We start from the raw sequence: 23,071 nt of genomic DNA, 5'->3' as shown, positions 1-23,071 counted from the left end.
GCTTCTAAAAATAAACTATTTGAATTTAACGAAATAAACGCTCAAAAAATTCCAAAACTCTTACAAATGACTTAGTTATAGCTAATAACGCAAAATAAACAATAATGCCAATCCCTAAACTATAAAAAGCAGCTTCTAATTTCGATAACCCAGCAGGAAACGGATGAGGGATATTATAATGTGTAGAAACATAAATAATAGAAAAGAGAATGGCTACGCTGCTACAAATTAGCAAAGCCATTGCAAACATTCCTTTTAATCCCCATTTAAATGTAGCGATAATATCTTTCATTGTTGCAATCATATATATTCTCCTTATATAAAATCATACTTTCTATATATAGGCAAAAAATTAAAATTTCAAATGATTTTGCTACCTTTTCGCCAAATAATCCGCCACACCGTCATCTTCCTCTTCCTCTTCTTCACGCTCATTCCTAAAAAACGGCATAAAGTCGTTCAATTCAGGTTTTGCATCTTTGGCGCTATTAACCACCGCCAACATATAAGCAATTTGCGCATTACGGTAATCATCTGAAAGCGTAACTTTATCTGACGATACTGAAGCAACTGGATATAAACCGTTTAAAGCACCTAAACCTTCGATTTCGATCATGTCGCCTTTGACAAAGCCTGATGTTGCAATGGTTAAAATGCCTTTACTGATATCAACAGCGGTAATTGCTTTACCTGCTTCCTTACCAACTTGATATCGGAATTTAGTTTGTTGGAATGGGGTGGTTTGTGTTGCCATTAATCAGCTCCTGTTGTACGTTCATAGTTAATTTCAAATTGGATAATAATTGCAATATGCCAAGTCGAATGTTGTTCATCTTGGTCATAGGTATATCCGGATAATTGCATTGCAGAAAGATTTTTAAATTCAACCTCTTGTAATACATCTACAACATTTTGAGCCGTTTTATCTAAACGTGTTTCTGCATCGTTTAGTGCCTTTTGATATAGCACAATGTTAAGTTTTGCTTCCCATTCTTCTTGGCAAGTTGTTACTGGTGTACAATTTGCCTCATCAATAAAAACAGCAACGGCAGACTGTTCTTCATCAATATCGATAAAGGATGGTCTGCCGTTATACCAGTTAATTTCATTGGGTAAGGCTTGTTTTAAACATTCGAGAATTTCTTCTCGAATTTGGCTATGAATAATCATTTAAATACCTCACTTAATTGCTTAGTCAGTTCTTTTTGAATATCTTGTTGGTAATCCTTCAATTCATGAGAGAAAGCCTGTGTTAATGGTTGTGAAAGTGGAATTTTTACTACATCAATGCTGTAACGAGCTTTACCTTGACGCTGCATTAGGTGTGTTCGACCATTTTTTAGCGTTTGTTTAAATCCTCGTTTAATCGCATATTTACCTACTACAATGCCACCACGTCCGACCCACATTTTAGTAGAACGGTTTTCAAACAGGCGAATAGCTGGCATATTGGAACGAATAACCTTTATCCGTGCCTCCAGCCGTGTTTTTTCCGCAGGTTTGGTTAATTTGGCTCGGTTGCGAATGGTTTTGTGCGGTACGCCAATCTCTTTTGCTACCGTTTGTGTAGCTCCTTTCATCGCACGCCGAGCTAAAGTATTAAGCGACTTTTTAGCGGCTTGGGGGAGCTTTTGCTTGGTCAGTTTGGCGATATTGGCGGAAATCTCCGCCATTCCATCAATTTTTACGCTCATTACTACTCCAAACGAAGAATAAGCAGATTGTCTTGGTAGTAATATGATTTCACGAAGAACACTTTACCTTCTCGCACCGCTTCATCGCCTGTTCGTGGCTTGTAACCACTTGAACGATATAGCGTTAAAGTACGAGAGGTGCCATTGATTGCGGTATCTTCGTTAAAATGTAGCCCCTCAAACACTTTGGGGGCTTCATCGTAAACGGCAGGGTAAGGTTGCCCTTGGAACTGCCATTCACTCATCATCGTTGCCATAATGACTTGATCTGCTTGTTTCATTGCCTGTTCAAAAGGGCTACACATTGATTTTCACATCTACTTCATCAGAAGATGTGCCACTGTCTCGCCACGCAATACCTAGGCGTTTATTACCACCTGCCGTTAAGGTTGCCCCTTCGGTTTCAGACCAGTAGAGCACTGCACCTTGCTTGATGTCGTCCGCTTGTTTGGCTTTCACGTTGAACACACCTGTCGTTAAACCGACAACCGCATCATTTTTTGCAGCATCGGTAACAGCGATCGCAATAAGATCGCCGCTCACTAAAACATCCCCTGAAACAATTGCTTTTGCTGCGGTTAAGCGGACGGTATTACCATCCTGAATATAGTTTTTAGCCATAAGGTTTTCCTTTTTCAGATAATAAAAAACCGTACCTTATTGATTAAAGTACGGTCTATAAGTTATTTGCTAGTTACTGGTTTGTGACTTTCACAATACCACGATAATCAATCACATTTACGCCGGCATCAATGCGAACTTTTGTGGTAACACCATCTACCGAGAAGCCTTGTTGCTGTTCGATATACGGGCTATCTACACCATCAAGATAAGAAACTTCAATAGCTTCTTTGTTGATGAGATACCACGATTTCGCATCGGCAATCTGTAAACGTGGCGATTTAATCGGGCTAACAATATCACGGATTGGGTTAATGATACCGCTGTTGATGTCTGCTCCTTCGACACTTGATGAGCCTAAGATCTGCTTCGCTTTGGTATGTAGCGAGGTTGGGAGCAACATAAATTCTGGCTCAATCGCTAATGGTTCACCACGGCTGTTTACAAAACCATTCATCAATTGCACCGCTTTATCGATATGTTCAACGTCCAATTTTGCCCCTGTGAGGCTGTTTTTATGACTTGCGTCAAACAATTTTTTGCCATCTTGAGCAGTTGCATTACCTGTAATCAAGGCAAATACCAATTTTGCGATGGTTGCACGTGCCGCTTGCCCCATTTTTTGAGGAATGGTGGTCAAGAGGTGCATATCATCATTGATGATCGCCTGACGGGTAATGCTAAATAATTGCCCGTAGGTAGCGAGTGCGATAGATGCGCCTTCATCACCGAGTGTACCATAGGTGTATTCTTCACCCTCACCCACGGTTGGTAAGTAGCCAAATTCCCCTAAGCCAACACGTTTAGCCGGACGGAAGTCGGTTAAAATACCGCGTGAGGTAAATTGTTCGTAATTTTCGTTTGATACTTCCCAGCCTTTTAGCAAGGATTTATGTGCTACATCAATTAAGATTTGACCGAAATCAGAACTTGAGTGAGTAAAGGCTAGTCCGACCATTTGCATTGGTGTGTAGCCTGAAATACTGACACCACGATCAACTAACGACGCACGGGCTAATTCACGCAGGGTCATTGCGCTGTAAGCATTGTCTTTAGCATTGGCTTTGTCGGTATCTTGACCGGCACGAGCCATTAGGGATTGTTTCACGCTGTCACCGACAACATTGCCGTTACCAGCGTGAATATGATTTTGTGGTACGCTTGGGGTGGTATTTTCGCCCAGTTTGGCAAGGAGCTTGTCTTTTGCCTGATCTGCGGTCATTGATACATCTGCCAAGCAGTCCGCTAGTAAACCGTCAAACTGATTACCGAAAGCAGCAAAGGTGGCTTTGATCGTCGCATTGCGTTGTGCGAGTACCGCCATCACGTCCGGTTTTGCAATATTTTGTGAATTTTCACCCGCTTGTGGTGGGGTTTGTGGTTGTTCAGGTTTTCGATTTGCACCTGCATTGCCTTGTGGATTTAACAACATATTTTTGATTGTTTCAGGCATATTTGTATAGTCCTCTAGTTTTTTGGATTGGATACAAGCCATCGCCACAAGGGGATCGGCTAGTTTATCGGCGAAACCTTGCTCTACGCATTCTTTGCCTGTGAGCCAAGTTTCTACTTTTAGCATTTCTGCTAAATCTGATTCGGATTTACCTGTTTTGGCGACATACGCCATAATCAGCGTACTTTCGACTTTATCAAGCAAGTCCGCATATTTCCGCATATCATCGGCATCACCACCTTGAATGCCCCACGGCTTGTGGATCATCATCATTGCGTTTTCAGGCATAATGATTTCATTCCCAGCCATTGCAATCACGCTTGCCATAGATGCAGCAAGACCGTCGATATAGACGGTCTTGTTAGCAGGGTGATTTTTCAGTAAATTGTAGATAGCAATGCCATCAAATACATCGCCGCCGGGCGAATGGATATGCAGATTGATTTGTTTGAGATTGTTGCCAAGGGCTTTTAAGTCTTTGGCAAACTGTTGTGCGGTGACACCCCAGAAGCCTATTTCGTCATAAATAGAGATTTCGGCAGTATCGTTGGCTTTGGCTTGGATTTTGTACCAGTTCATTGATTATTCTCCATAAAAAAACCGACCATTTCTAGTCGGGTTCATTATTGTTTTCGCTCTGTTCTGCTTTCTGTTTGGGCAGTTCAGACATAATTTGCGTGTTAGTTAAATCGGTATCAAACTTCAAGCCCTCACGAGCATTCTCTTTGATCTCGACAATCCGTTGCCGTTTGACTTCGGCTGGGTTGTTGCCACTGGCTCGGATTGCTTGCCCTTCGGTAGCTAAACCGCCTTTAATCCGTTCTTTCCAAGCATTGGCTTCTTTGATTGGGTCAATCCACGGCATTACAGGACCTGAATAAACCGCATTAAATAGCGACTTTTCATCAATATCCGGCGGAATGTCGATTGCTTGTGAGGCAATTGCCATTTTCAACCATTCTCGGTAAATCGGGCGACTGATTGCGGCGACAAAGGCATCTTGTAATACGGCATAGCCTTCAAAACTTTCAACAAGTTCTTGCCGTTGTGCGGAGTAAGTGCCGTTGTAATCTCGGGCAATACTTGAATAGCTTGAACGAGTACCGGCGGCAGTCGCCCTAAGTTGCCCGTTGCGGAAGGTTTCCAAATTTACATTTGGGCGGTTTGAGTTGATTAAACCGACATCTTCGCCAGGTTTCAAGTCATCAATGACCGCTCCAGGAGCAATATCAAACAGGCGTTCACCATCATTATTGCTTTCATCATCATAAAGAGCTGCATCACCTTTTTTGATGTACATCGTCATCGCCGCAGCAATACGTGCCGCGACTCGTTCGCTTTCCTCATATTCTTTGAGATCCGCCAAGCGCACAATTACGCCGTGTAACATACTTACACCACGGATTTGATGTAACCGCTTGCGAAAAGCAAGGTGCAACATATTTTCCGCCGGTACGGTTTTGATTTTGCCGTACATTGCGGTACTTTCTTGTGGATTGTCTAAATAGACTTGGTAAGCGGTTGGTTTCCGCCACGCATTGAGAAATACGCCTTGCACCAAGCCATTTTTGGCTTCGTCCGTCTGCATTGGCACAAAATCCGGCTCTAAGGCTTCAAGCGAAAACGCCACTTGTGAGCCGTGTTCCAAACCTGCCACTTTGCCTTTCACTAGCTGAACAAAGACTTCGCCGTCTCGTAGCCACGTTCGCAGTAGCATTCGTTCAAGTAGGGGACGAGTATATAAGCCCGTCACATCAGGTTTCACCGACCATTCCGCCCACAGTTTGCGGATTTGCTCTGCCAGCTCTTCGTGAACATCACCTGTTAATGTCAGCGGTTGCGGTTCAATGTGAATGCCTTTTGAACCAATTACCCGCTCTTCCATTTTGTCCAAGATGCCGATCACAATGTCGTGATTTTGGTCTAAGGATCGAGCCTGTTCCCGTAGGCTCACCGCACTTTGGCGAATGGCGGTATTTGCACCTTTACCTTCTCGCTGAGCCTTGTGTGTTCGGCTCGGTAACGCTGCCTCATAAGCATTCAGCACATAGCGGTTTCGAGAGCGTTCTGCTGCCCATTTGGGGGAAAGGGTAGCTATCGTTTTTTCGAGTAGGTTCATCAAATAAACCTCGCATACTTAATTCGGTGCTGTTTGGTTCGTTGCCCACTTTGAGCGAGCCGTTCGTCCAACATTGTTTGATAGCGATCACGTTGTTTCGTTAATTCCACTACCTGATATGAAACAGACCGCCCATTAAAGCTTACTTGGCTTTGGGCAGTTTCGATTTTCTCATCAAGCATACGGATCTTTAGTTTGAGTTCGTCAATCGTGTAAATACTCATAACCAGCCTCCTGTTTTTCGTCCGCCTCCACTTAACCAACTGTTTTTCGCTTTAGTGGGGTTAGGATTCGATTTTGCCGTTTTTTCCTCGATTTCTACCGCTTGTTCGGTATGTATTGGGGTTTCTCTAATGATGTTAGGGTTGATGTCTGGCAGTTTTGCCCAAATCGGCACATCTTTTTCGTCACCCCACCTGATCCGTTCATAACCTCGCAAAATAGCAATGGCGTGAGCGTAGCAGAACAGGTCAAAGGCTTCATTGTTACCTTTGCCGGGTTTCCGCCATTTGCCGTCCGGTCCTCGCTCTTCGTAGGTCAGCTCATTGAAAAACCATTCGCCAAGCCAATCAGGAAAGTGAATGTAGTTCGCTCCCTCTGTATTTCGGGTAAGGGCGTTGTTAATGCGATCTTTGAGGTAGTCCGTTTGTAACAAGTACAGTGGCACATCGCCACGAGCCGACGAATGGCGGTCGCTTCGGGCAGTATTATCTGGATAAGTTTTGGTAATCAGCTTTTGCCGTTTGGTGCTGTCGCCCTTGACCAGATAAACCCGTTTCGCATAGCCGTCTCGGCGGCATTTCCGCCAAAATTTATAGGCATTGTCGGTTACACCATCCTCACCACCGCTATCCACCGCCATTGCAAGGATTGGCATAAAATGGTTGGCATTATGGGCCAGTGGGTAGCGTTTTTCTAACACATCGGAAACTAAAATTTGCCAGTTATCCGGATTGCGTGGGTCAATTTTTTCGAATACCCCGTCTTCATCGGGTAAGGTTTGCGAAATGTTGTAGCGATCAATCAGCCAACGTTCACCATTCTCGCCATATCCGACAATCTGCACTACAAATCGACGATTTTTACCACCTTGTACGTCCACCGCTGCAATTAAAAAACGGCATTGTGGCGGTATGGTTTTATTGTCTTTGTCCACATATTCACGGCGTTCCATCAACTCATCGGCTCGGCGTTGCTCTAATGCGGAGCGAGGCAGGTAGGGCAAGCCCCAGTCGGTATTTGTTACTGCTTTGAGAGTTTCCTCGCTGCCAGTCATTTCATACTCGTGTTCGGCATTGAGCAGTTTGTAGGTGAGTTGCGACCAAGTTTGGTACGCTGCCGCAGGTCCTTCTAGCCAAAAGGAGGCAATACGGGATTTTCGACTTTCTCCGGTGATTTGACCGCTTGCATCGATTTTCTGTCCTTCTTTAAGCCAAACACCATTGATATTTAGCTCTCGTTTGAGTTCGGGAGCAATACGTGATTGACAGTGGGGGCATTGCAAACGAGCATTTTCGCTTGCTTTGACAAAATCATTTTCTTCACGGTAGCCAACCATATTTGCCATTGATGGTTCGAAGTATTCTGAGCAGCTCGGACATTGCCAGTAAAACCTACGACGGTCGCCACGGTTGTACAGACTTAAAATGCCTGTAGTCGGAGGTGCCTCGTGAGTGCTTTTCGGGATATGTTTGAGATCAACAATATCTTTACCGGGTGAGCTTTCAACCAATGTCATACCTGCACTCATAAAAGTGGTGGTACGCTTAGATGCAAGCGAGAACCCGTCTCCCTCACCGTCCACATCTTCCGGCCAGCGGTCGTAGTCGGTTAAAGCCACGAATTTGTAATCCGATGAGGACAACACATTGATAGACGGCCAACCGATTTTGAGCAAGTTACCAGCTCGGAAATACTTGTCGTGGACGTTGTTGTCATTTTTGCGTGGGCTTAACCGCTTAGCAATTTCGGGCGAGCAGCGGAAAGCTCGGTCTAATCTTTTACGGCTATGTTCGCTTGCTTTTTCTTGGGTGAGTTGCACCAATAGAAAATCAGACGGGTCGCAGATGATTGAATAAGTTATCCAACCGTCGATCAATCCGATAGTTTTACCGGTTCGAGCTGGCCCAACAAAGATCACCGCGTCGTACTCTCGGCTGTTGAGACAGTCCATCGGCTCAAGCATATAGGCTGCGGTATGCTTATCCCATCTGACCGAATTTCCACCACCTACCGGAACTCTCATATATTCGGCTACAGCTTCAGAGACTTTCATTCGGCGTGGGGCTTTGATGGCGTTCGCCATATCCTTCCGGATTTCTTTAGCACTAGCAAACATTATTCATCTTCTCCTTGTTCACTTGCTGCTTGCTGAATATGTAACGCCATTTGATCTCGCACGTCATCAATCACTTGTTGCACTCGAATGAGATCTTTAGGTTGTAATCCGCAATCTCGTTCTAAAATATCAGGTAATGTTTCAAGAGTTTGTACTACTGCTTTCGCCATTGCTCCCATTTCGAGAGCAACTTCGCTTGCGGGTATTAACTCACCCGTTTTCTCTTCATATTTAAGGCGTTCATTCTCCGCTTGCCAAAATGCTCGGCGATCGTTAGGACTTAAACTATCAACATCTGCCGACATTTTTTCAGATAGCCCGGCAAGCAATAAATCACGCAACAAATACAGCTTTAATTTGCTATTACTTCCCATTGCAGGGGTTAATCCTGCTACTCGTTGCGAAACAGTCTGACGATGTAATCCTGTCACTTCGGCGATCTGATTGATGTTTAATTTTAGTTCGTGTAAATTTTCCATTTTGCTAAAATCCTAAAAATCAAAACCACCTAAAAAATCAGAACATCGCCAAAAGATGATGATGCCTAGAAATCGAAAAAACTGCCGAAAACCGCGAGCCCCCAACCCCGTGGAAAGGGGAGTCCCCTCAGGAGTACCTTTTTACATTATTAAGATGTTTTCTCAGGTTTTGCTTAATACCGAAACAACATTTAAATAATGTAACATTTGATTTACACAAAAAATAAAAAAGGAGTGCTTTACCGACACTCCCATAAATCCTAGCTGCTATTCGCAATGTTATTTCAAACCGCCTTTAACCTTCGCTACCCATTCTTTTATGCCCTCTATTTGACTAGCACACAAGTCACGCTCACCAGTAACTTTGATGAGATGTTCGATCACATCACCGTAAGTTACGCCTCTAAATTCTGTTCTCTCACACGTAACCAAATAGGTTTGTGGCGGATATAAATACTCAGTGCTTGTTTCCGTTCTGTTGGTACAACCGCTTAAGGCTATCGGCAATACCATTGGGCAAATTAGTTTTAGCACAACTATCTTTAGCCAGTATTGATTTAATCTCACTTTGTGCAATCTCCACTTTATTTCGTAGTTCATTTGCAATTCTATGGCTTTTTTCGACCGCTTGTCGCTCTTGCTCTAACGTGTCAGCAAGTCGTTGATTAGCAATTTGCTGCTGTTCAATGGTTTGGGCTTGAGTTTGGTTTTCGGCCCTTAAGCTATCTATCATCTGTGACTGGTTCCATAACCACATACCCAAGCCCAAAATCACAATAGCGAGTCCGCTAATAATTATTTGATTTACCCGACTAAGCATATTTACCTTCGTCAAATAAGCGTTTTTCACGTTTACGGCGATTTAATAAAATCGGGCGACCTCCCGCATTTTTCCAGACAAGGAATTGTGCGCTAGCTCCCTTATAATCACTACGATTAAGCAACTTGAGCAACGTCGAGCGACGGAAAGCTCCATTGCCAATATTAAATGCTAAACTGACTAATGCATCAAATTGATGTTGTGTTAAAGGCATAATGACGGACTCATTGATTACTTTCTCGAAGCGACGTAAATCGACTCTAAGAACCTCTCGAGACTGTTCTTTGGTGATGGTCATATTTTTAGTCACTGGCTTATTATCTACCCAGCCAGTATGCCCTACGCCAATAGTCCAAATACCTACACTATCTTGATAAGCAGTCAAACGTTCACCTTCCTCTTTAACAATGAACTGAATCCCTTTGTCGCTAATTCGCATTATTATCTACTCCATCTATTTTCCGATTAATAAATTTCAGAATAAGCTGCCTAATAGCACTTGTTCCAGCCAGTCCAATCATTGCCCCAATAGGTGTAATTAAATCAATACTTAAACCACTCACCTCAAGTATCGGACGAGAAACTCCCGCCAACACACCGCACAACACTGCTTCAGCCAACACCCTTTTAGCCGTGTCAGTCTTACCATAAAGAAATGATTTCGTGACTGAGGTGAACATTGCGATAACGACACCGCAAATTAATTGATTATGATTAACCAAATGGACAGCAATGAAATTCCATATTTGCCCCCATACATCTGGATTTTTCTCTGGCATATATCTCATACTCCACCTCGCATTTTCGAGGTAATAAAAAAGCCCAGTCTGTTAAGACTGAGCTTGGTTAAATATTCTGCTAAAATATAGTTTTCCAAAAAATAAATTAGCAGAGGTTCAGAATGTTTTTGTTCATAAAAGAAAATTGCAAGAATTGTATTTTCTTAATATTGAGTGCCATTTATCTATCATCAATGATTTTGTTCGGTCATCTTTGGTTATTTCTTTCTTGTGTGATAGCAATTCCCGTTGCAATAGCTTGTAAAAGAGCATTAAAAATGAAAGATGAGGCTTTCTTTTATATCGTAGCATTAACATGTTCAGGCCTACTTATCACGATAGGCGGACTCGGTTATGATGATGTCAAGTTCATAACAGGCGAAGTAGCAAAAGAAGATTTACTATTTGTTAAAGTAATATGTAATATGTTTGGATTAAGCCTTTTTTCAATCGCAATCAAACAATTAGAATTATTAGCTAAACCTAAACAGAAATATAAAAAACTGAGTTTTATGTATAAATATAAAAATTTACGAAACAAAAATTAATACTAAAAAGCCCCGACTGGAAAACCAATCAGGGCTATAAAATTTGTAGTTGCGTGATGCGCTTGCACCAATCGCAAGGATTTCACAAATACTATGATTTTAGTTGCAACTTGTCAATCAATTTTTAAGCAATTGAATTTCAACAGAACAAGTACGACCGTCGCAATCCTTATCTAAGTCTAAAGAATAACCGCCAACAATCAATAAACCGATAAAAGCATATTTCCACATAATAACCTCAGCTGAATTTTAAGTGTAAGAATCCGCCACTTGGTTTTTCACAAGCGGTCGGATTTGGTTAAATTTTTGCAATTAGATTGTGGCTAATTTGCCAATGCCGGTGGGTTTGTAGTTGCGTAACTCTTCTAATGCTCGGCGATAGTGGCGTTCGTGTTCCGGCACTTCAATTCCATTGAGCATAGGTTCAAGAATACGTTTTAAAATGCCTAGCGTGATTTTGTCTTCCACAGCGCAGCTATAAACATGAGCCGCGTGTTTTGAGCCAAGTTGTTCGAGTGGTGCTTTGAGGTGATCCATCACTTTATTACAATCGTAAAGGCGAAACCAAAGACTAACAAAACGTAGTAAATGCTCAAGCGGCATTTCACGAGAAATGATTTCTTTGAGTGGATCGACAACCGGAGCGATTTCAGTTGAGTTTTGCAAATGTTCGCCTTTGTGCATTGCGATGAAAGCTCGGAGTACAACAAGGTGGAATTTTGGCGAAATCCACGTTGCGTAAGCAAGGGCTAATTCTTCACAAGCCCAAGTTCCACGTAAGCATCGACCGCCAGTTGTTTTAAAGATCAGATCTGTGCTTTTAATTTCCTGTTGAATTTCTGTGATGAGTTCTTGTGTTGTATCTAAACGGATAAAGAGACTTGGACGATGCTTTGATTGCCCACCACTAATGGAATGAAGATCATTCAATGAATAGAGACTATCAAGTTTGCGTACAGATTGGGAAAGAATAGTGAGATTTGACATTTTGAAGTCCTTACTTAATTTTCGAAATGAAAACCCAAAATTTGGGCGGTCGAGAGGTTCGAAAACCGAGTAAGACGGCTGGAGTTATTCCCCGAAGGTGTTGTATTCCTCGCCCTCTCGACCATTGATTAAATTTGTTCCGTTTTTTGCCTAATGAATGAGCTTGATAATGGCAAGGTCAAGACCATTCAAATTTTAGGTACAAAAAAACCGCATAGGATTTCGGTTGCGGATTACCGCTTACTTAGCGGTTTCGACACCCATATCCAAATATTAATAAAAAAGCCCCTCAGGGTCAAGGGGCTTAGAAAGTTTTAATAAAAACTATTTTTTTCTAGCAAAATTCTCATCATTCTGACAATACTCTAAGCAATCACGAATTAAACCACTAATCCTTAAAACATTCTCCGGTCGATCTATAATGATATTGTTTCCACTAATATCTAATCCTGCTCGTTGAATTTCTGCTCGATGAATATCAAGTAGCTCTAATGGTACATTAATACAAGGATGTTGTTTATTATCAAAATAACGTAGTATCCAACGATTAGATTTACCTTGGTATAAGATACTGAAATAACTCTCTGTATCTTTAGAAACTAACCCAACAGATTCTCCTAATATTAATACAACGTAGTCAAACAATTGTCTTTCCGCATATGTGGTAACAATTTTGCTATTTTCCGTATCTACTATTGGGGCTTTTTCATCAATTGCCGGAACTTGTTCCTCAACTTCTTCAATATCTTCTTGTGCTTGTCTTGATAAACCTGATACCACCATAGCACTTACTGCTTTTTCAACAGCTTGTTTTACAATCGGAGTAATTGCATCAATAAAGCGTTGATTCAGTTGTCTGCCCACGTTAGAACGACCTGCTACATATCTCACGAACTCAGCATCAACATCTTTCAAACTCTCACTTATTGTTTTCGTGAATGCAGATAAATATACACTTTCTTCCGCCAAAGTTCTGAGGGCTTCCGGTTGAAAACGATCATGGCAAAATTGGCTTAACTGATTGATCTTAGAATCATCGACATTTTCGAAATTAATACGTAAAAACGGAGATTCATCCATAATATTTTTATCTTTCAAATCGGTAAAGAATCGCCATTCTCGCCCATTTGTTACTGCTGCAACAGTTACTTCCGGTGTTGCATTAAAATATCTTGCTAATTGTGGCGCATGATTAGATAAATTTTCATTATAGGATTTAGCTTCAATAAACATGACCGGCACATCATGACAAAACAAAGCATAATCAACCCGTTCTCCATTTTTTACACCTGGGAAATCAGCACCATATTCGGCTCGAACCTTAGTCGGGTCGTAAGGACTAAAACCTAAAATATCTAACAGTGGCAAAATCAATGCTTGCTTAGTTGTTTCTTCCGTACTGCAATGTGTACCAACCTTAATAACGTGCTGAATATGCGATAATACTTTTTCTTTAAATATATTTTGGTTCATTTTTTATCTCCATAGGTAGGAAACTATAATTTATCTGATTATATTCTTATCTACCGTGACCACGATCACAAAACAATAATAAAAAAGCCCCTTGAAACCAAGAGGCCCTTAAGAATGCTATTATTTTTTTCTAAGATTTTTCTAACTTCCGGGTCAGTAATAAATTTATTGTAACCAGATAAGATCATATCATTAGCCGCATTCGCATAATCAATCGGCAATCCGAATTTACCGGTTTTTCTCGGATCTGCTACATAATCTTTATTTAACAATACTGCCGATGTATTAGTGCTTGTTAGTGTATAATTGATAATATAGGTCCAATCCACACTATAGCCTAAGTCATCCATTTTAAATTCTTTAACAGCACCGCTCAGCTTAACATTTGAATCTACTAATCGAATCCCTGTCTTCTCTAATTCTAATGCGGTTCCTCTTTTTGCTAGATCCGCAATATTTGATGACGTAAATATTTGCCCACCGGCTGTATTTTGCATTTGATTGCTTTTTACTTTACCTTGCTGAAATGGTTGGTATGTAAATTCCCCTATTTCAACATTACCATTAAATCTTGTATAGTTTTGTGGTACATAAGATGACACAGGTAATGTAACTGAACATCCGGTTAATATCACGCTAAACAAACCTACTAATAATAATTTTTTCATTTTAAAATCCCCATAGGTAAGAAAATTTTAATTTACCTGATTTTATAATAATATGTAGTGATCACGATCACAAAACAATAAAAAAGCCTGCAAGGGGGCAGGCTTAGTTTTCATCTTTCCATTTTTTAGCAAGCCATTCAAATTCGCAGAATAGCTTAGGTCTTTGTTCACGTTTACGTAATGCTTGGATGTAAATATCTAAGATTTCCCAATCTTGGATAATTAAAGAACGCTTCATTCGCTTATAAATTTCTTCATCAAAAGCACCTTCCTGTATCCCAGAAGCCATAAACTCGTAATTATTGAGAATATCTAAAATTGCGTGATTTTTCTCTTCATTGTCCAATAAAGGACTAGAGCCTAAAGCATCAAAATTTTCTTTATCGCTTTTCATCTTTGCATACACTTTGCGTGAGTGTATTAGACCGATATCTTTGCGATCAGACATTACAGCGTCAATGGTTGCTCTTTGCTTCCATTGTAAATCATTACTAAGATTTTGAGCTTTTAGTGATCTTAATTGAAATCCAGCAAATAGTGCAGAAACAACAATAGCTCCAGTTTGCACCCAAAAGCCATAACTTTCGCCTAGAAGTTTAGCTGTTTCTTCCATTAAAAACCGTCCCAGCCTTCAATCATTAGAAATCCCAACCTTCATTAAATTTCATCATATTTGTTTCCTCCGTTGTAGATTTAGACTAAAAAAGCGACTGAAAGTTCGTCGCTAATTGTTGCCTTATAAAGTTAAAAGAACAAATAAGATTACTGTCACTAATCCTATATCAATAATATCTTAAAGAGAATTTTAAGCAAGTGTTAAATATATTATTTACATATTATATAGGAGTACTTTTATAACTCTAAGTGTCAATGTTATCGTCAATTATTTTAACACACCAACGATAACTTTAAAGCAACCACCACACCCAATACGAACTGTTCAGCTTGGGCTAAATCACGTAACAATGTAGCGTGGCTAATTCCTAATACTTGTTCAATTTGTTTATCTGATACTCTTGCAGCATATCGTCCAAGTAAGATTTCATATTGTTGTAAATCTTGCTCCTTAAGTTGTTTAACACAACGATCAATTTCAAAAATGGATTCATCACTTAGCCGTAAAATTCGATAATTACTGGTTGGCAAGGCTTGTTTCATACCTGCCGCCACACAGGGAAATTCCGTGCCTAATCGACCATTGGCGGAATATCCCCAAAAACGCAATAATCCTTTAATATCAATCTGCATTTGCCCATTCCTTAATCTTAACCACTACCAAACCGTCTTTTCTCGGCTCAAACTTCTCAATATGCAACCGCATAATCAAACTATCATCTTCAATCAGCTTACCGTGAACTAAACCGTCCAATAACGCCTTCAAAATATTATCAATATCACGCCGGCGATTATCAGGCGGAAACACCGCAATCTGCACCGCGATTTTGCCTGAAAAGGTTGCATCAATCGCTCGACAAATCCGATAAACTTGTTCCCGAAACGCTTTCCCCTCTCTGCTGATGTAATGTGTACCAGCTTTGGTATGCCGCCAATAATGATTAACTGACGGCGGATATGGCAATGCGATATCTAAATAATCACTCATTTTTACCCCACGTAATACTGATCAACGCACAAAACACACTTACTAAAAAACAACCGCCAATAAAAATATCTTTATCTGTCATTAACACTCAACGCCTCCAAGCTCAATGCTTTATCTAAAAATCGAAATAATAAATCCGTTTGCTTACCATAATTTTGTTCAAATAACTGAGCATTACAATGTAGCTCATTGTGATGTACTCGGCAGAGCGGAATGACAAACAAATCATGTTCTTTACTTCCCATTTTTCCTCGCCCTTGCCCGATAATGTGATGTGGGTCATCAGCTCGTTTACCGCAACAAACACACGGTTGTGATTTCACAAACTGCAACCACTTGCTTGATTCAAATCGCTTTTCTTTCGGCTTCGCCATAAAACTTGCCGGCGGTTCAGGATCTGCTTTTAGCTTTAAAATCGGCTGCGCTAGTGTTTTAAAAATCTTATACGGGTCTGCTTGCTCCGCTGCGTAAGTCGTAGATTCTCGGTGGTCTGGCACTTCTTTTTGTGGCAAATTCAGCAATCTACGCAAATCAGATTCATCAATTGCACTTACACAATTTTTTGCAATCGCCCAAGCTAACAAGCACCCTAAATTTAGTGATTCATCTGCCTTCATCTGTAGATCTTGGCGGATTTTATAACCGATAAACTGCACCCAATTTGCTTCCGCCAATGCGTTTAACTCGTCCTCACTTGCTTCGCCACGGTGCGCTATGCCGTCATGGTGCCAACAAGTGCGGATAAAACCTGTTTTCGTGCGTGTAACCGTCATTTCTTTATGGCAATAAGCGCCGTCTCTACACTGACAAATTGCAATTTTGCGTACCCATTTGGATAATTCAGCTTCTCCGCCCGCTGCTTTGCGTACTAATTCCGATTTCGCAAAGTCAGCTAGTTGTGGACAAGCGGTCGAATTCTGCAAATTTTTTGCAATTTCTATCTTGCCGGACGGTTGCGTTTTTAAGTGATCTGTCGCCGGCATTAAAATCGTACGTTCTCCGAACGCTAGCTTATTTACCGTGGGCGGAATCCGATAGAACACAATCCCGGCTTCGGTCTGAAAGTATGGTTTGAGTAATAATGCTTCAGTCATTTGTTAATTCCCATATACCGAAATAACCGCAGCTCTTCGTTCGATTCAGTGAGCAGCCATCGCTTGCTTGTGGGAATGGCTTCGGCTCAATTAGGTGTCCCTCACATTGGAATCGGTCATCGCTCATCTCGCTACAAAGAGCCGGTAAATCCGGCACATACCAATCTGTCAGCGGAGCGTTACATTTAGGGCATTTATGCGTTGTTATCATTGGTCCCAACCTGTTTGATTTTGTCATAGCTAACATAACTTGTTACAAATCCCTCTGCGTATGGATCAAATACTGCAAACATCTGCCATTTCGGGTTATCCTCAACTGGCTTTTTAGTAATAGGGTTAATAAATGCTACTCGCTTGCCAACAATATCGATAACTTCGGTTGCGTGCTCTCGAATCAATTTAAACCACTCTGTCGATTTATCTGCGTTTAACAGCATTACGACAAAACAACGTTTTTCATTCATCAAGCGAACCGCTTGCTTTACAAATTTTTCAACGTAACCACGACCGTAGGGTGGATTAATGAAAATGCGTGCATTGTTTTCGATAATCCTGTCAATGCTTTCGAAGTTCAAAAAATCAATTTCGGGCGTAATAAAATAATCACAAATTTTATTTTCTACTGTCGCCGCGCCGTCCCACTTAATAGCCCAACGGCGTTTCACATAATTTGCGCATTCCGGCGGTGTCTGCCAAGTGTTTTTGTCAAAATCAGTCATTGCTAAGCTCCTAATGTCGGGATCGGTAAATCGTGAATTTGCTCCGCCACGGCCTTGATATTGCCGGCAATCACAGAATTAATATTATGTTCGGTCGGGTGTGCGTTTTTTGTTTTGATAACACAGTAGTACACGATTTTTTTGCGTAGATCGCTGAAATCTGTACGGTTGAATAATGTCGGCGTACTTAGATAACGCTGATAAACGCCTCGTACCTCATCCACCGATGGCATATCCTCAATTTGTGCTTTACGGTTTGCTTCCGCTTCGCTCACCCACTTGCCATTTACCGCTACAGGTTTTCCGGACTCAGCCCAAGCGGTCGCTTTCGGCAAGTAATCTTCAAAGTTCGAAGATCGGAAAATCGTTTTAGGCGCAAGATATTCACGCATTTTCCCATCTCGACCCCATTTCGCAACTAGGTAATCAATCACAAGTTCGCACTCTTGACGGGTAGAATCCTTCAAGCGAGCCGTCGCCAGTTTTAGCGAATTACCCGAGGTTTTGAATTTTGGCAATTTGATTCCCACCACATCGCTTAATTCCGCCAAGCGGTCATTTAAATGATTTAACACAGCAACGCTTTCGAGCTGTGTTTCCCCCTCAGGGGGATTAAGGGGGTTATCTTTATCATTATTATTTTTATAATTAGTATTATTATCTGTCGGATTTTTTTCCGAGCTTTCTCGGATTTTTTTCCGACTCTCGGATGGACTCAAATTTATTCCATTCACAACCTTTTTCAGTCAGTCTGACATAGTCTTTACCGTCCATTTTGAAGTGTTCAATAATGCCCTTCTCTTTCAGTACTTTGTATTGACGATAAACAGTATCTTCTTTGCTAAATACTGCCGGTAGCTCTTCACAAACCTTGCCAAACGACATCCAGTAATAAGTCACACCATCAATCACGACAGCTTTTGCCCAACTTGATGCTTGATTAATTAAATCGACTAATGCGCCTTGGGTAAGGTTGATCCCCCATTCCGCCAAGCGAACATTATTTATTGTTGATGTGAATCTCATTGTCCTAACTCCGATGCGTAACGTTGCGCAATCCATTCAATGCCTTTTGCCGTTACTCGTGTTTGAGTAAAATTATGTCCATGTTCAGCCGTACCGGTTTTAACCGCAAAAAGTTGCTTAGCTTGTTTATCTTGATAAGGCAGTAAATTTCCTGATTGTCGATAAAGCACTCGATCACGTTCTAAACATTCGATTAACCGCTTTTCAGGAAAATTAAGAATCTTGGCGGTTTCTCTTAATGATTTGGTTGTACCTACCTCAACGTAATGTTCCACAAATGCTACTTTAGGGGCTTGAATGGCTAATTGGTGATTTTGTTGTTCAATTACTTCTTGTTGCTCTGCCGCCAAGCGAAGGGCCTGTGAAAATGTTTTCGGAATACCTTGTTTACTTTCTAGCTCAGTCCAACGGCGATTAATACGAATACGCACATCAGCACGATACCCAGTAATCAAATCAATACATTGTTCACGAGTAAGTAAAAATTCTCGGTGTTGCTGATTACCTGTGCTTGGATGGGTAAAATACCCCTCTCCAATTTTGGATAAGCCCATTTCTGCATAGGTGTGATTAAGGTTTTCAATATCACGGCAGACATGACCATGCTGCTTTTCACATAAACGGGCAATCTCACGGCTACTCATTGTGAGTGTGCTTGAGTTTTGCTCTGAAATGTTTAATAATAGATTCATAAATTAACTCTTGTTAATTTTCCTTCAATGAAACTAACCGCCGCACCAACGGCGGTTTTTATTTGCCTGAATTTCGTAAAACTGCCCAATTCACATCCGGACGTAACTGTTCACAAGTCACTTCTCCATTTGTTAATCGCTCAATCTCTGGGCAATGCTCTGCTGGCACTCTATTCGAACCCCATTTAGATACGGCTCGCATAGAAATACCAAAGTGCTTCGCTAATTCAGCTTGACCGCCAATCAATTTGGCAGCTTTTTTGATTGCTTTCATAACACTTCTTTCATATTGTACTATAAGTACATATTAAATCAGAACTGAAAGTACATCAAGTTTTATTTATAATGCGTACTAAAGGTTCATATTTAAAAGGTGGCTAGTATGCTTACAGATGAAAAAATTAGAGTGGATTTCGCAAAACGATTAGATATTGCGTGTAAACAAAAGGGTTTACCCGAAAAAGGAAGAGGTACGCAATTAGCTTCTGTTTGTAAAGTAACACCCAAAGCAGTAAGTAAATGGCTAAATGCGGAAACTATGCCTTCAACAGCAAATATATACCTTCTTGCTAAGTTTCTCGCAGTAACGCCAGAATGGCTAACTTATGGAATAGGTAATGTAATACCCGCTGCGATTGGAACAACTAAAGTGCCTCTAATCAGTTATGTTCAAGCAGGAGCATGGACCGGCATTGACGATTTCCGGGAAACTTGCGGAGATTATGAATATATCTTGACTGATCTTGATGTATCCGGCGATGCCTTCGCATTAAAAATCGAAGGTGATTCAATGGAACCGGAATTTATTGCAGGCGACATAGTGATTATAGATCCGAAAGTAGAACCGCACGCCGGCGAATTTGTTGCCGCCATCAATGGTGATTATGAAGCCACATTTAAAAAATATCGCCCACTAGAAGATTTAGATGAATATGGCAGACAACACTTTGAATTAGTGCCGCTTAACCCCGATTGGCATAGTATGTCATCACTTAAACAAGAAATCCGAATTATCGGAACAATGGTAGAACATCGTATTTATCGTAGAAAGAGATAATGCATAATCACGATGTTTGTCCATATAACAAAGAGAATTTAGCAGCAGATTTATAGGGAAATATATAATGATCACGAATCTTGACATTGACCATTATCGGAAATTAAGAAATATAACATTATCATTTACCCCAGGAATAAATTTAATATCAGGAACAAACGGGACTTGTAAAAGCTCAATCTTGCATATTATTAGCAATTCATTTCAAGGGGTAAATTCAGATGATGAAGGGCTAAGAGAATGTTTATCAATTATTACCAGAATAAATCAATCAATAAACCCTAAAATAAATAACCTAACAAAAGGAGATAATAGATACAATGATCCAGCCCCAGGAAAAAAAGGAGAACTCTATAAAGTTCAATACAATAACGGTTCTATCTTAGGCTTTAGAAGACATAATGCAAGGAGTACATCTCGATTCTCGCTTAAACCTAAATATGCGACACCTGGCGAATCATTGCCTGAATCTCCTGTCATTTATCTAGGACTTACTCGCTTAATTCCTATTGGTGAGTTAATGGATGTTTATGCAAATATTCGAAAATCACTTCCAGAAGATTATCAAAATGAGATAATCCAAAAATATAATGAATTAACAGGTATTCCAATAAAAAATATTTCAACACACGAGATTACAGGTCTAAAGAGACGTGGAGAATTTGAAACGGATCTAGAAGGTATCGATTCAAATACAATTTCTGTGGGCGAGGATAATTTATTTGTTATATTAAATGCCTTATACTCTGCAAAATATTATTCATCTGTAACAAATAAGAGACCGAGTATAATACTTATCGATGAAATAGATGCTGGATTACATCCATCATTACAATTTAGATTACTAAATCTGCTAAGAGAGTTTTCGAGGAACTTTAATATACAAATTATATTTACAACTCATAGTTTATACTTGATTGACAAAGCATTAAAAAATAGAGATAACATTATTTACTTAATGAAATCTGCCAATAATTCAGTTTCACTTATGCAAAATCCTGATATTTTTAAAATTGAAATGCATTTAAATAGCGAAACAAGGCAAGATTTATATAAAGATAAAAAACTACCTATCTTTTCTGAGGATGATGAAGCGAGGATAATGATTAATATTATCTTTGATACACTTAGTGAGAATGATCAACAATTTGCATCTATTCGTCATTACTTCCATTTAGTTCAAATGAAATCAGGATGTGAAAATTTAAAAACTTTATTTAAAGATAGAGTATTAACCGCCAATACATTAAAAGCTATTTGTATTTTGGATGGTGATAGCAGAACACATGAACTTAAACATAATATCATTAGCTTACCTGGACAAAACAGTCCTGAAAAGATTACATTCCAACATCTAGATAAATTACTCTCTAATAAAAGTTATAACGACTTTTGGTGTAATGAATACATTCAACAAGAAGGTTACTCTTTTGAATGGGCTAACGATAATATTCATCCACAATCTTCTGCTTTAGTATCTTCCTATGACAGAGAAAATGCTAAGAAATTATTTACCGATATAAATTATCATCCTTTTTTTACTATAGTGCTGAAAGATTGGATTCTTCGGAATTGGGATAGTAAAGAGATGAAAGAATTTATTAAAGATTTAAATATACTGTTCCATAATCTATCAGATTATTATGGCATCCACTCAGCGCGCTGGCCACGCTTCTAGTTTTATGATAAAATATCTCAATTCTAAGAGTATTGGTGAGAAAAATGTTACGTACCCCCTTACGTTATCCAGGTGGAAAAGCTAAATTTGTTCCCGTAATCAAACAGATTATGGAAAAAAACAATCTCAAAGGACACTATGTAGAGCCCTACGCTGGTGGAGCGGGTGTCGCATTAGATTTACTCTTTAGCGGCTATTGTACAGATATTCATATCAATGATTTAGACTTGGCCATCTATCATTTTTGGAAAGCTATTACTGAGCAAACCGAAGATTTTATTCGTCTGATCAGCGACACCCCCATCACGATTGAAGAATGGCACAAACAAAAGATATTACTCAAAAGAGAAGATCTTTCTTCATTAGAACATGGTTTTGCAGCCTTCTTTCTTAATCGTACTAATCGTTCAGGTATTCTAAAAGCCGGCGTGATTGGCGGATTAAATCAGATGGGAAATTACAAGCTCGATTGTCGTTTTAATAAGATAGATTTAATCAAGCGTATTGAGAAAATTGGTGATATGAGCAAACATATCCATGTAACCAATTTTGATACAGAAACTTGGCTACCAATAATAGATAAACTTGTACCAACTAATTCGTTAATTTATCTTGACCCGCCATATTATGAAAAAGGTCAGGGGCTTTATAGGAATTATTACCAACATAAAGACCACCAAGCGATTCAAGAAAAGTTGGACAATGTAAAAACACCTTGGCTTGTATCTTATGATAACAATTCCAATATCAAGGCTATCTATCAGCAATACAGACAAAGTGAATACTCTTTAAATTATTCGGCCAACAAAAAAATGAAAGCAACAGAAATTGTTATTTATAGCCATAATCTTGTTTTATAACCGTCCTCGTGGCGGTTTCCTTTTACATTTGTAATTTTTTTTGCAAAAGAACCCCCTCCAAAGAGAGCTTAATTATGCGTGTGCCGCTTGTTTTACTTCTAATGTTAAGTTTAGTGCTTTCATTACTTTCAATACAGTAGAAAAAGTCGGGTTCCCTTTTCCGGAAAAGGCTTTATACAACCCCTCACGGCTCACGCCCACTTCTCTCGCAACTGGCTCATATTGCGTGCTTTGGCAATATCGCCTAATGCGGAAAGAATTAAGTCCATATCATCCTCTTTCAGCACCTCATTCAAGTAAAGTTGAATTTTTTCTTCACTTCTTAAATGTTCCACCATATCAAAATCTTGTAGTTCCATAAGC

Annotated in this window: 31 protein-coding genes and 1 pseudogene; 4 read left to right on the top strand and 28 right to left on the bottom strand. The window is 40.1% G+C overall.

Annotation, left to right across the window (positions count from 1 at the left end; translation table 11 throughout):
* Window positions 1-25: 25 nt before the first annotated feature.
* The 15 genes from DRF63_RS02835 to DRF63_RS02765 all read right to left on the bottom strand — a co-directional run bounded on the left by DRF63_RS02835 (window position 26) and on the right by DRF63_RS02765 (window position 10,303).
* The gene (locus DRF63_RS02835; RefSeq protein ID WP_005596680.1) at window positions 26-304 is read right to left on the bottom strand and encodes a hypothetical protein; all 279 of its coding nucleotides are present in this window, start codon (window positions 302-304) and stop codon (window positions 26-28) included.
* Window positions 305-373: 69 nt separating this feature from the next.
* Window positions 374-754 (bottom strand): phage tail assembly protein T, encoded by a 381-nt coding sequence (locus tag DRF63_RS02830; RefSeq protein ID WP_005596679.1) that lies wholly within the window; start codon window positions 752-754, stop codon window positions 374-376.
* Window positions 754-1,170, bottom strand: a complete 417-nt coding sequence (gene gpU, locus DRF63_RS02825) for a phage tail terminator protein (protein ID WP_005596678.1) — start codon at window positions 1,168-1,170, stop codon at window positions 754-756. Before gpU ends, DRF63_RS02830 begins: the two co-directional genes overlap by 1 nt.
* Window positions 1,167-1,694, bottom strand: coding sequence for a phage tail protein (locus DRF63_RS02820; RefSeq protein ID WP_005596676.1), 528 nt, complete (start codon window positions 1,692-1,694; stop codon window positions 1,167-1,169). The genes gpU and DRF63_RS02820 overlap by 4 nt, the downstream gene beginning before the upstream one ends.
* A gap of 2 nt (window positions 1,695-1,696) precedes the next feature.
* Entirely contained in the window at window positions 1,697-1,999 is a 303-nt protein-coding gene (locus DRF63_RS02815) for a phage tail protein (RefSeq protein WP_005596674.1), read from the bottom strand.
* Window positions 1,992-2,315, bottom strand: a complete 324-nt coding sequence (locus DRF63_RS02810) for a DUF2190 family protein (protein WP_005596673.1) — start codon at window positions 2,313-2,315, stop codon at window positions 1,992-1,994. Before DRF63_RS02810 ends, DRF63_RS02815 begins: the two co-directional genes overlap by 8 nt.
* Window positions 2,316-2,388: 73 nt before the next feature.
* Window positions 2,389-4,347 (bottom strand): ClpP-like prohead protease/major capsid protein fusion protein, encoded by a 1,959-nt coding sequence (locus tag DRF63_RS02805; RefSeq protein WP_005596672.1) that lies wholly within the window; start codon window positions 4,345-4,347, stop codon window positions 2,389-2,391.
* A gap of 31 nt (window positions 4,348-4,378) precedes the next feature.
* Window positions 4,379-5,887, bottom strand: a complete 1,509-nt coding sequence (locus DRF63_RS02800) for a phage portal protein (RefSeq protein WP_043991776.1) — start codon at window positions 5,885-5,887, stop codon at window positions 4,379-4,381.
* A complete protein-coding gene (locus tag DRF63_RS02795; protein ID WP_043991775.1) occupies window positions 5,887-6,111 on the bottom strand; it encodes a hypothetical protein in 225 nt (74 codons plus the stop codon). The genes DRF63_RS02800 and DRF63_RS02795 overlap by 1 nt, the downstream gene beginning before the upstream one ends.
* The gene (locus DRF63_RS02790; protein ID WP_043991774.1) at window positions 6,108-8,225 is read right to left on the bottom strand and encodes a phage terminase large subunit family protein; all 2,118 of its coding nucleotides are present in this window, start codon (window positions 8,223-8,225) and stop codon (window positions 6,108-6,110) included. The genes DRF63_RS02795 and DRF63_RS02790 overlap by 4 nt, the downstream gene beginning before the upstream one ends.
* On the bottom strand, window positions 8,225-8,704 hold the full coding sequence (locus DRF63_RS02785; protein ID WP_005596669.1) for a DUF1441 family protein: 480 nt from the start codon (window positions 8,702-8,704) through the stop codon (window positions 8,225-8,227). The genes DRF63_RS02790 and DRF63_RS02785 overlap by 1 nt, the downstream gene beginning before the upstream one ends.
* Before the next feature lie 279 nt (window positions 8,705-8,983).
* Window positions 8,984-9,217 (bottom strand): Rz1-like lysis system protein LysC, encoded by a 234-nt coding sequence (lysC, locus tag DRF63_RS11440; RefSeq protein WP_080550256.1) that lies wholly within the window; start codon window positions 9,215-9,217, stop codon window positions 8,984-8,986.
* Entirely contained in the window at window positions 9,162-9,524 is a 363-nt protein-coding gene (locus DRF63_RS02775; protein ID WP_080550255.1) for a DUF2570 family protein, read from the bottom strand. The genes lysC and DRF63_RS02775 overlap by 56 nt, the downstream gene beginning before the upstream one ends.
* Window positions 9,517-9,963, bottom strand: a complete 447-nt coding sequence (locus DRF63_RS02770; protein WP_192876862.1) for a lysozyme — start codon at window positions 9,961-9,963, stop codon at window positions 9,517-9,519. The genes DRF63_RS02775 and DRF63_RS02770 overlap by 8 nt, the downstream gene beginning before the upstream one ends.
* Window positions 9,953-10,303: a phage holin, lambda family gene (locus tag DRF63_RS02765; RefSeq protein ID WP_043991789.1), complete on the bottom strand. Its 351-nt coding sequence runs from the start codon at window positions 10,301-10,303 to the stop codon at window positions 9,953-9,955. Before DRF63_RS02765 ends, DRF63_RS02770 begins: the two co-directional genes overlap by 11 nt.
* 278 nt (window positions 10,304-10,581) lie before the next feature.
* Here DRF63_RS02765 and DRF63_RS02760 point away from each other — a divergent pair, with 278 nt between their 5' ends.
* Window positions 10,582-10,851 (top strand): hypothetical protein, encoded by a 270-nt coding sequence (locus tag DRF63_RS02760; RefSeq protein WP_233432345.1) that lies wholly within the window; start codon window positions 10,582-10,584, stop codon window positions 10,849-10,851.
* A 312-nt stretch (window positions 10,852-11,163) separates the two neighbouring features.
* Here the strand turns inward: DRF63_RS02760 and DRF63_RS02755 are convergent, their stop codons facing one another.
* The 12 genes from DRF63_RS02755 to DRF63_RS02700 all read right to left on the bottom strand — a co-directional run bounded on the left by DRF63_RS02755 (window position 11,164) and on the right by DRF63_RS02700 (window position 19,387).
* Window positions 11,164-11,838 (bottom strand): KilA-N domain-containing protein, encoded by a 675-nt coding sequence (locus DRF63_RS02755; protein ID WP_080550253.1) that lies wholly within the window; start codon window positions 11,836-11,838, stop codon window positions 11,164-11,166.
* A 324-nt stretch (window positions 11,839-12,162) separates the two neighbouring features.
* On the bottom strand, window positions 12,163-13,311 hold the full coding sequence (locus DRF63_RS02750; RefSeq protein ID WP_005596662.1) for a type I restriction endonuclease: 1,149 nt from the start codon (window positions 13,309-13,311) through the stop codon (window positions 12,163-12,165).
* 65 nt (window positions 13,312-13,376) lie between these two features.
* The gene (locus DRF63_RS02745; RefSeq protein ID WP_005596661.1) at window positions 13,377-13,979 is read right to left on the bottom strand and encodes a hypothetical protein; all 603 of its coding nucleotides are present in this window, start codon (window positions 13,977-13,979) and stop codon (window positions 13,377-13,379) included.
* Window positions 13,980-14,082: 103 nt separating this feature from the next.
* A complete protein-coding gene (locus DRF63_RS02740) occupies window positions 14,083-14,592 on the bottom strand; it encodes a DUF4760 domain-containing protein (protein WP_005596660.1) in 510 nt (169 codons plus the stop codon).
* Window positions 14,593-14,867: 275 nt separating this feature from the next.
* A complete protein-coding gene (locus tag DRF63_RS02735) occupies window positions 14,868-15,227 on the bottom strand; it encodes an antiterminator Q family protein (protein ID WP_005596659.1) in 360 nt (119 codons plus the stop codon).
* Window positions 15,217-15,582 carry a RusA family crossover junction endodeoxyribonuclease gene (locus DRF63_RS02730; protein ID WP_005596658.1) on the bottom strand — a complete coding sequence of 122 codons (366 nt, stop codon included), beginning with the start codon at window positions 15,580-15,582 and terminating at the stop codon, window positions 15,217-15,219. The genes DRF63_RS02735 and DRF63_RS02730 overlap by 11 nt, the downstream gene beginning before the upstream one ends.
* Window positions 15,583-15,653: 71 nt before the next feature.
* Window positions 15,654-16,676, bottom strand: a complete 1,023-nt coding sequence (locus tag DRF63_RS02725) for a DUF968 domain-containing protein (RefSeq protein WP_005596657.1) — start codon at window positions 16,674-16,676, stop codon at window positions 15,654-15,656.
* A gap of 194 nt (window positions 16,677-16,870) precedes the next feature.
* Window positions 16,871-17,395 (bottom strand): DNA N-6-adenine-methyltransferase, encoded by a 525-nt coding sequence (locus DRF63_RS02720; protein WP_005596654.1) that lies wholly within the window; start codon window positions 17,393-17,395, stop codon window positions 16,871-16,873.
* A 2-nt stretch (window positions 17,396-17,397) separates the two neighbouring features.
* Window positions 17,398-17,970: a conserved phage C-terminal domain-containing protein gene (locus tag DRF63_RS02715; RefSeq protein WP_005596653.1), complete on the bottom strand. Its 573-nt coding sequence runs from the start codon at window positions 17,968-17,970 to the stop codon at window positions 17,398-17,400.
* Between the two features lie 82 nt (window positions 17,971-18,052).
* Complete coding sequence (locus tag DRF63_RS02710; protein WP_233432344.1) at window positions 18,053-18,421, bottom strand: hypothetical protein; 369 nt, start codon at window positions 18,419-18,421, stop codon at window positions 18,053-18,055.
* Window positions 18,418-19,113 (bottom strand): phage antirepressor KilAC domain-containing protein, encoded by a 696-nt coding sequence (locus DRF63_RS02705; RefSeq protein ID WP_043991773.1) that lies wholly within the window; start codon window positions 19,111-19,113, stop codon window positions 18,418-18,420. The genes DRF63_RS02710 and DRF63_RS02705 overlap by 4 nt, the downstream gene beginning before the upstream one ends.
* Window positions 19,114-19,171: 58 nt before the next feature.
* The gene (locus tag DRF63_RS02700) at window positions 19,172-19,387 is read right to left on the bottom strand and encodes a transcriptional regulator (protein WP_005596650.1); all 216 of its coding nucleotides are present in this window, start codon (window positions 19,385-19,387) and stop codon (window positions 19,172-19,174) included.
* A gap of 108 nt (window positions 19,388-19,495) precedes the next feature.
* Here DRF63_RS02700 and DRF63_RS02695 point away from each other — a divergent pair, with 108 nt between their 5' ends.
* The 3 genes from DRF63_RS02695 (at window position 19,496) to DRF63_RS02685 (ending at window position 22,708) form a co-directional block, all read left to right on the top strand.
* Complete coding sequence (locus DRF63_RS02695) at window positions 19,496-20,170, top strand: LexA family protein (RefSeq protein ID WP_005596647.1); 675 nt, start codon at window positions 19,496-19,498, stop codon at window positions 20,168-20,170.
* Between the two features lie 67 nt (window positions 20,171-20,237).
* Window positions 20,238-21,848 carry an ATP-dependent nuclease gene (locus DRF63_RS02690; RefSeq protein WP_005596645.1) on the top strand — a complete coding sequence of 537 codons (1,611 nt, stop codon included), beginning with the start codon at window positions 20,238-20,240 and terminating at the stop codon, window positions 21,846-21,848.
* 44 nt (window positions 21,849-21,892) lie between these two features.
* On the top strand, window positions 21,893-22,708 hold the full coding sequence (locus tag DRF63_RS02685) for a DNA adenine methylase (RefSeq protein ID WP_005596643.1): 816 nt from the start codon (window positions 21,893-21,895) through the stop codon (window positions 22,706-22,708).
* Window positions 22,709-22,780: 72 nt separating this feature from the next.
* On the opposite strand, the pseudogene DRF63_RS02680 reads toward DRF63_RS02685, so the two are convergent.
* Window positions 22,781-23,067 (bottom strand): annotated as a pseudogene (locus DRF63_RS02680) (addiction module antidote protein).
* Window positions 23,068-23,071: the final 4 nt, after the last annotated feature.

Origin of the sequence: Actinobacillus pleuropneumoniae (assembly GCF_003290385.1) — a bacterium.
Taxonomy (GTDB): Bacteria; Pseudomonadota; Gammaproteobacteria; order Enterobacterales; family Pasteurellaceae; genus Actinobacillus; species Actinobacillus lignieresii.
Note: the sequence above shows the minus strand (reverse complement) of the source record. Positions and strands in the feature narration are given on the sequence as shown.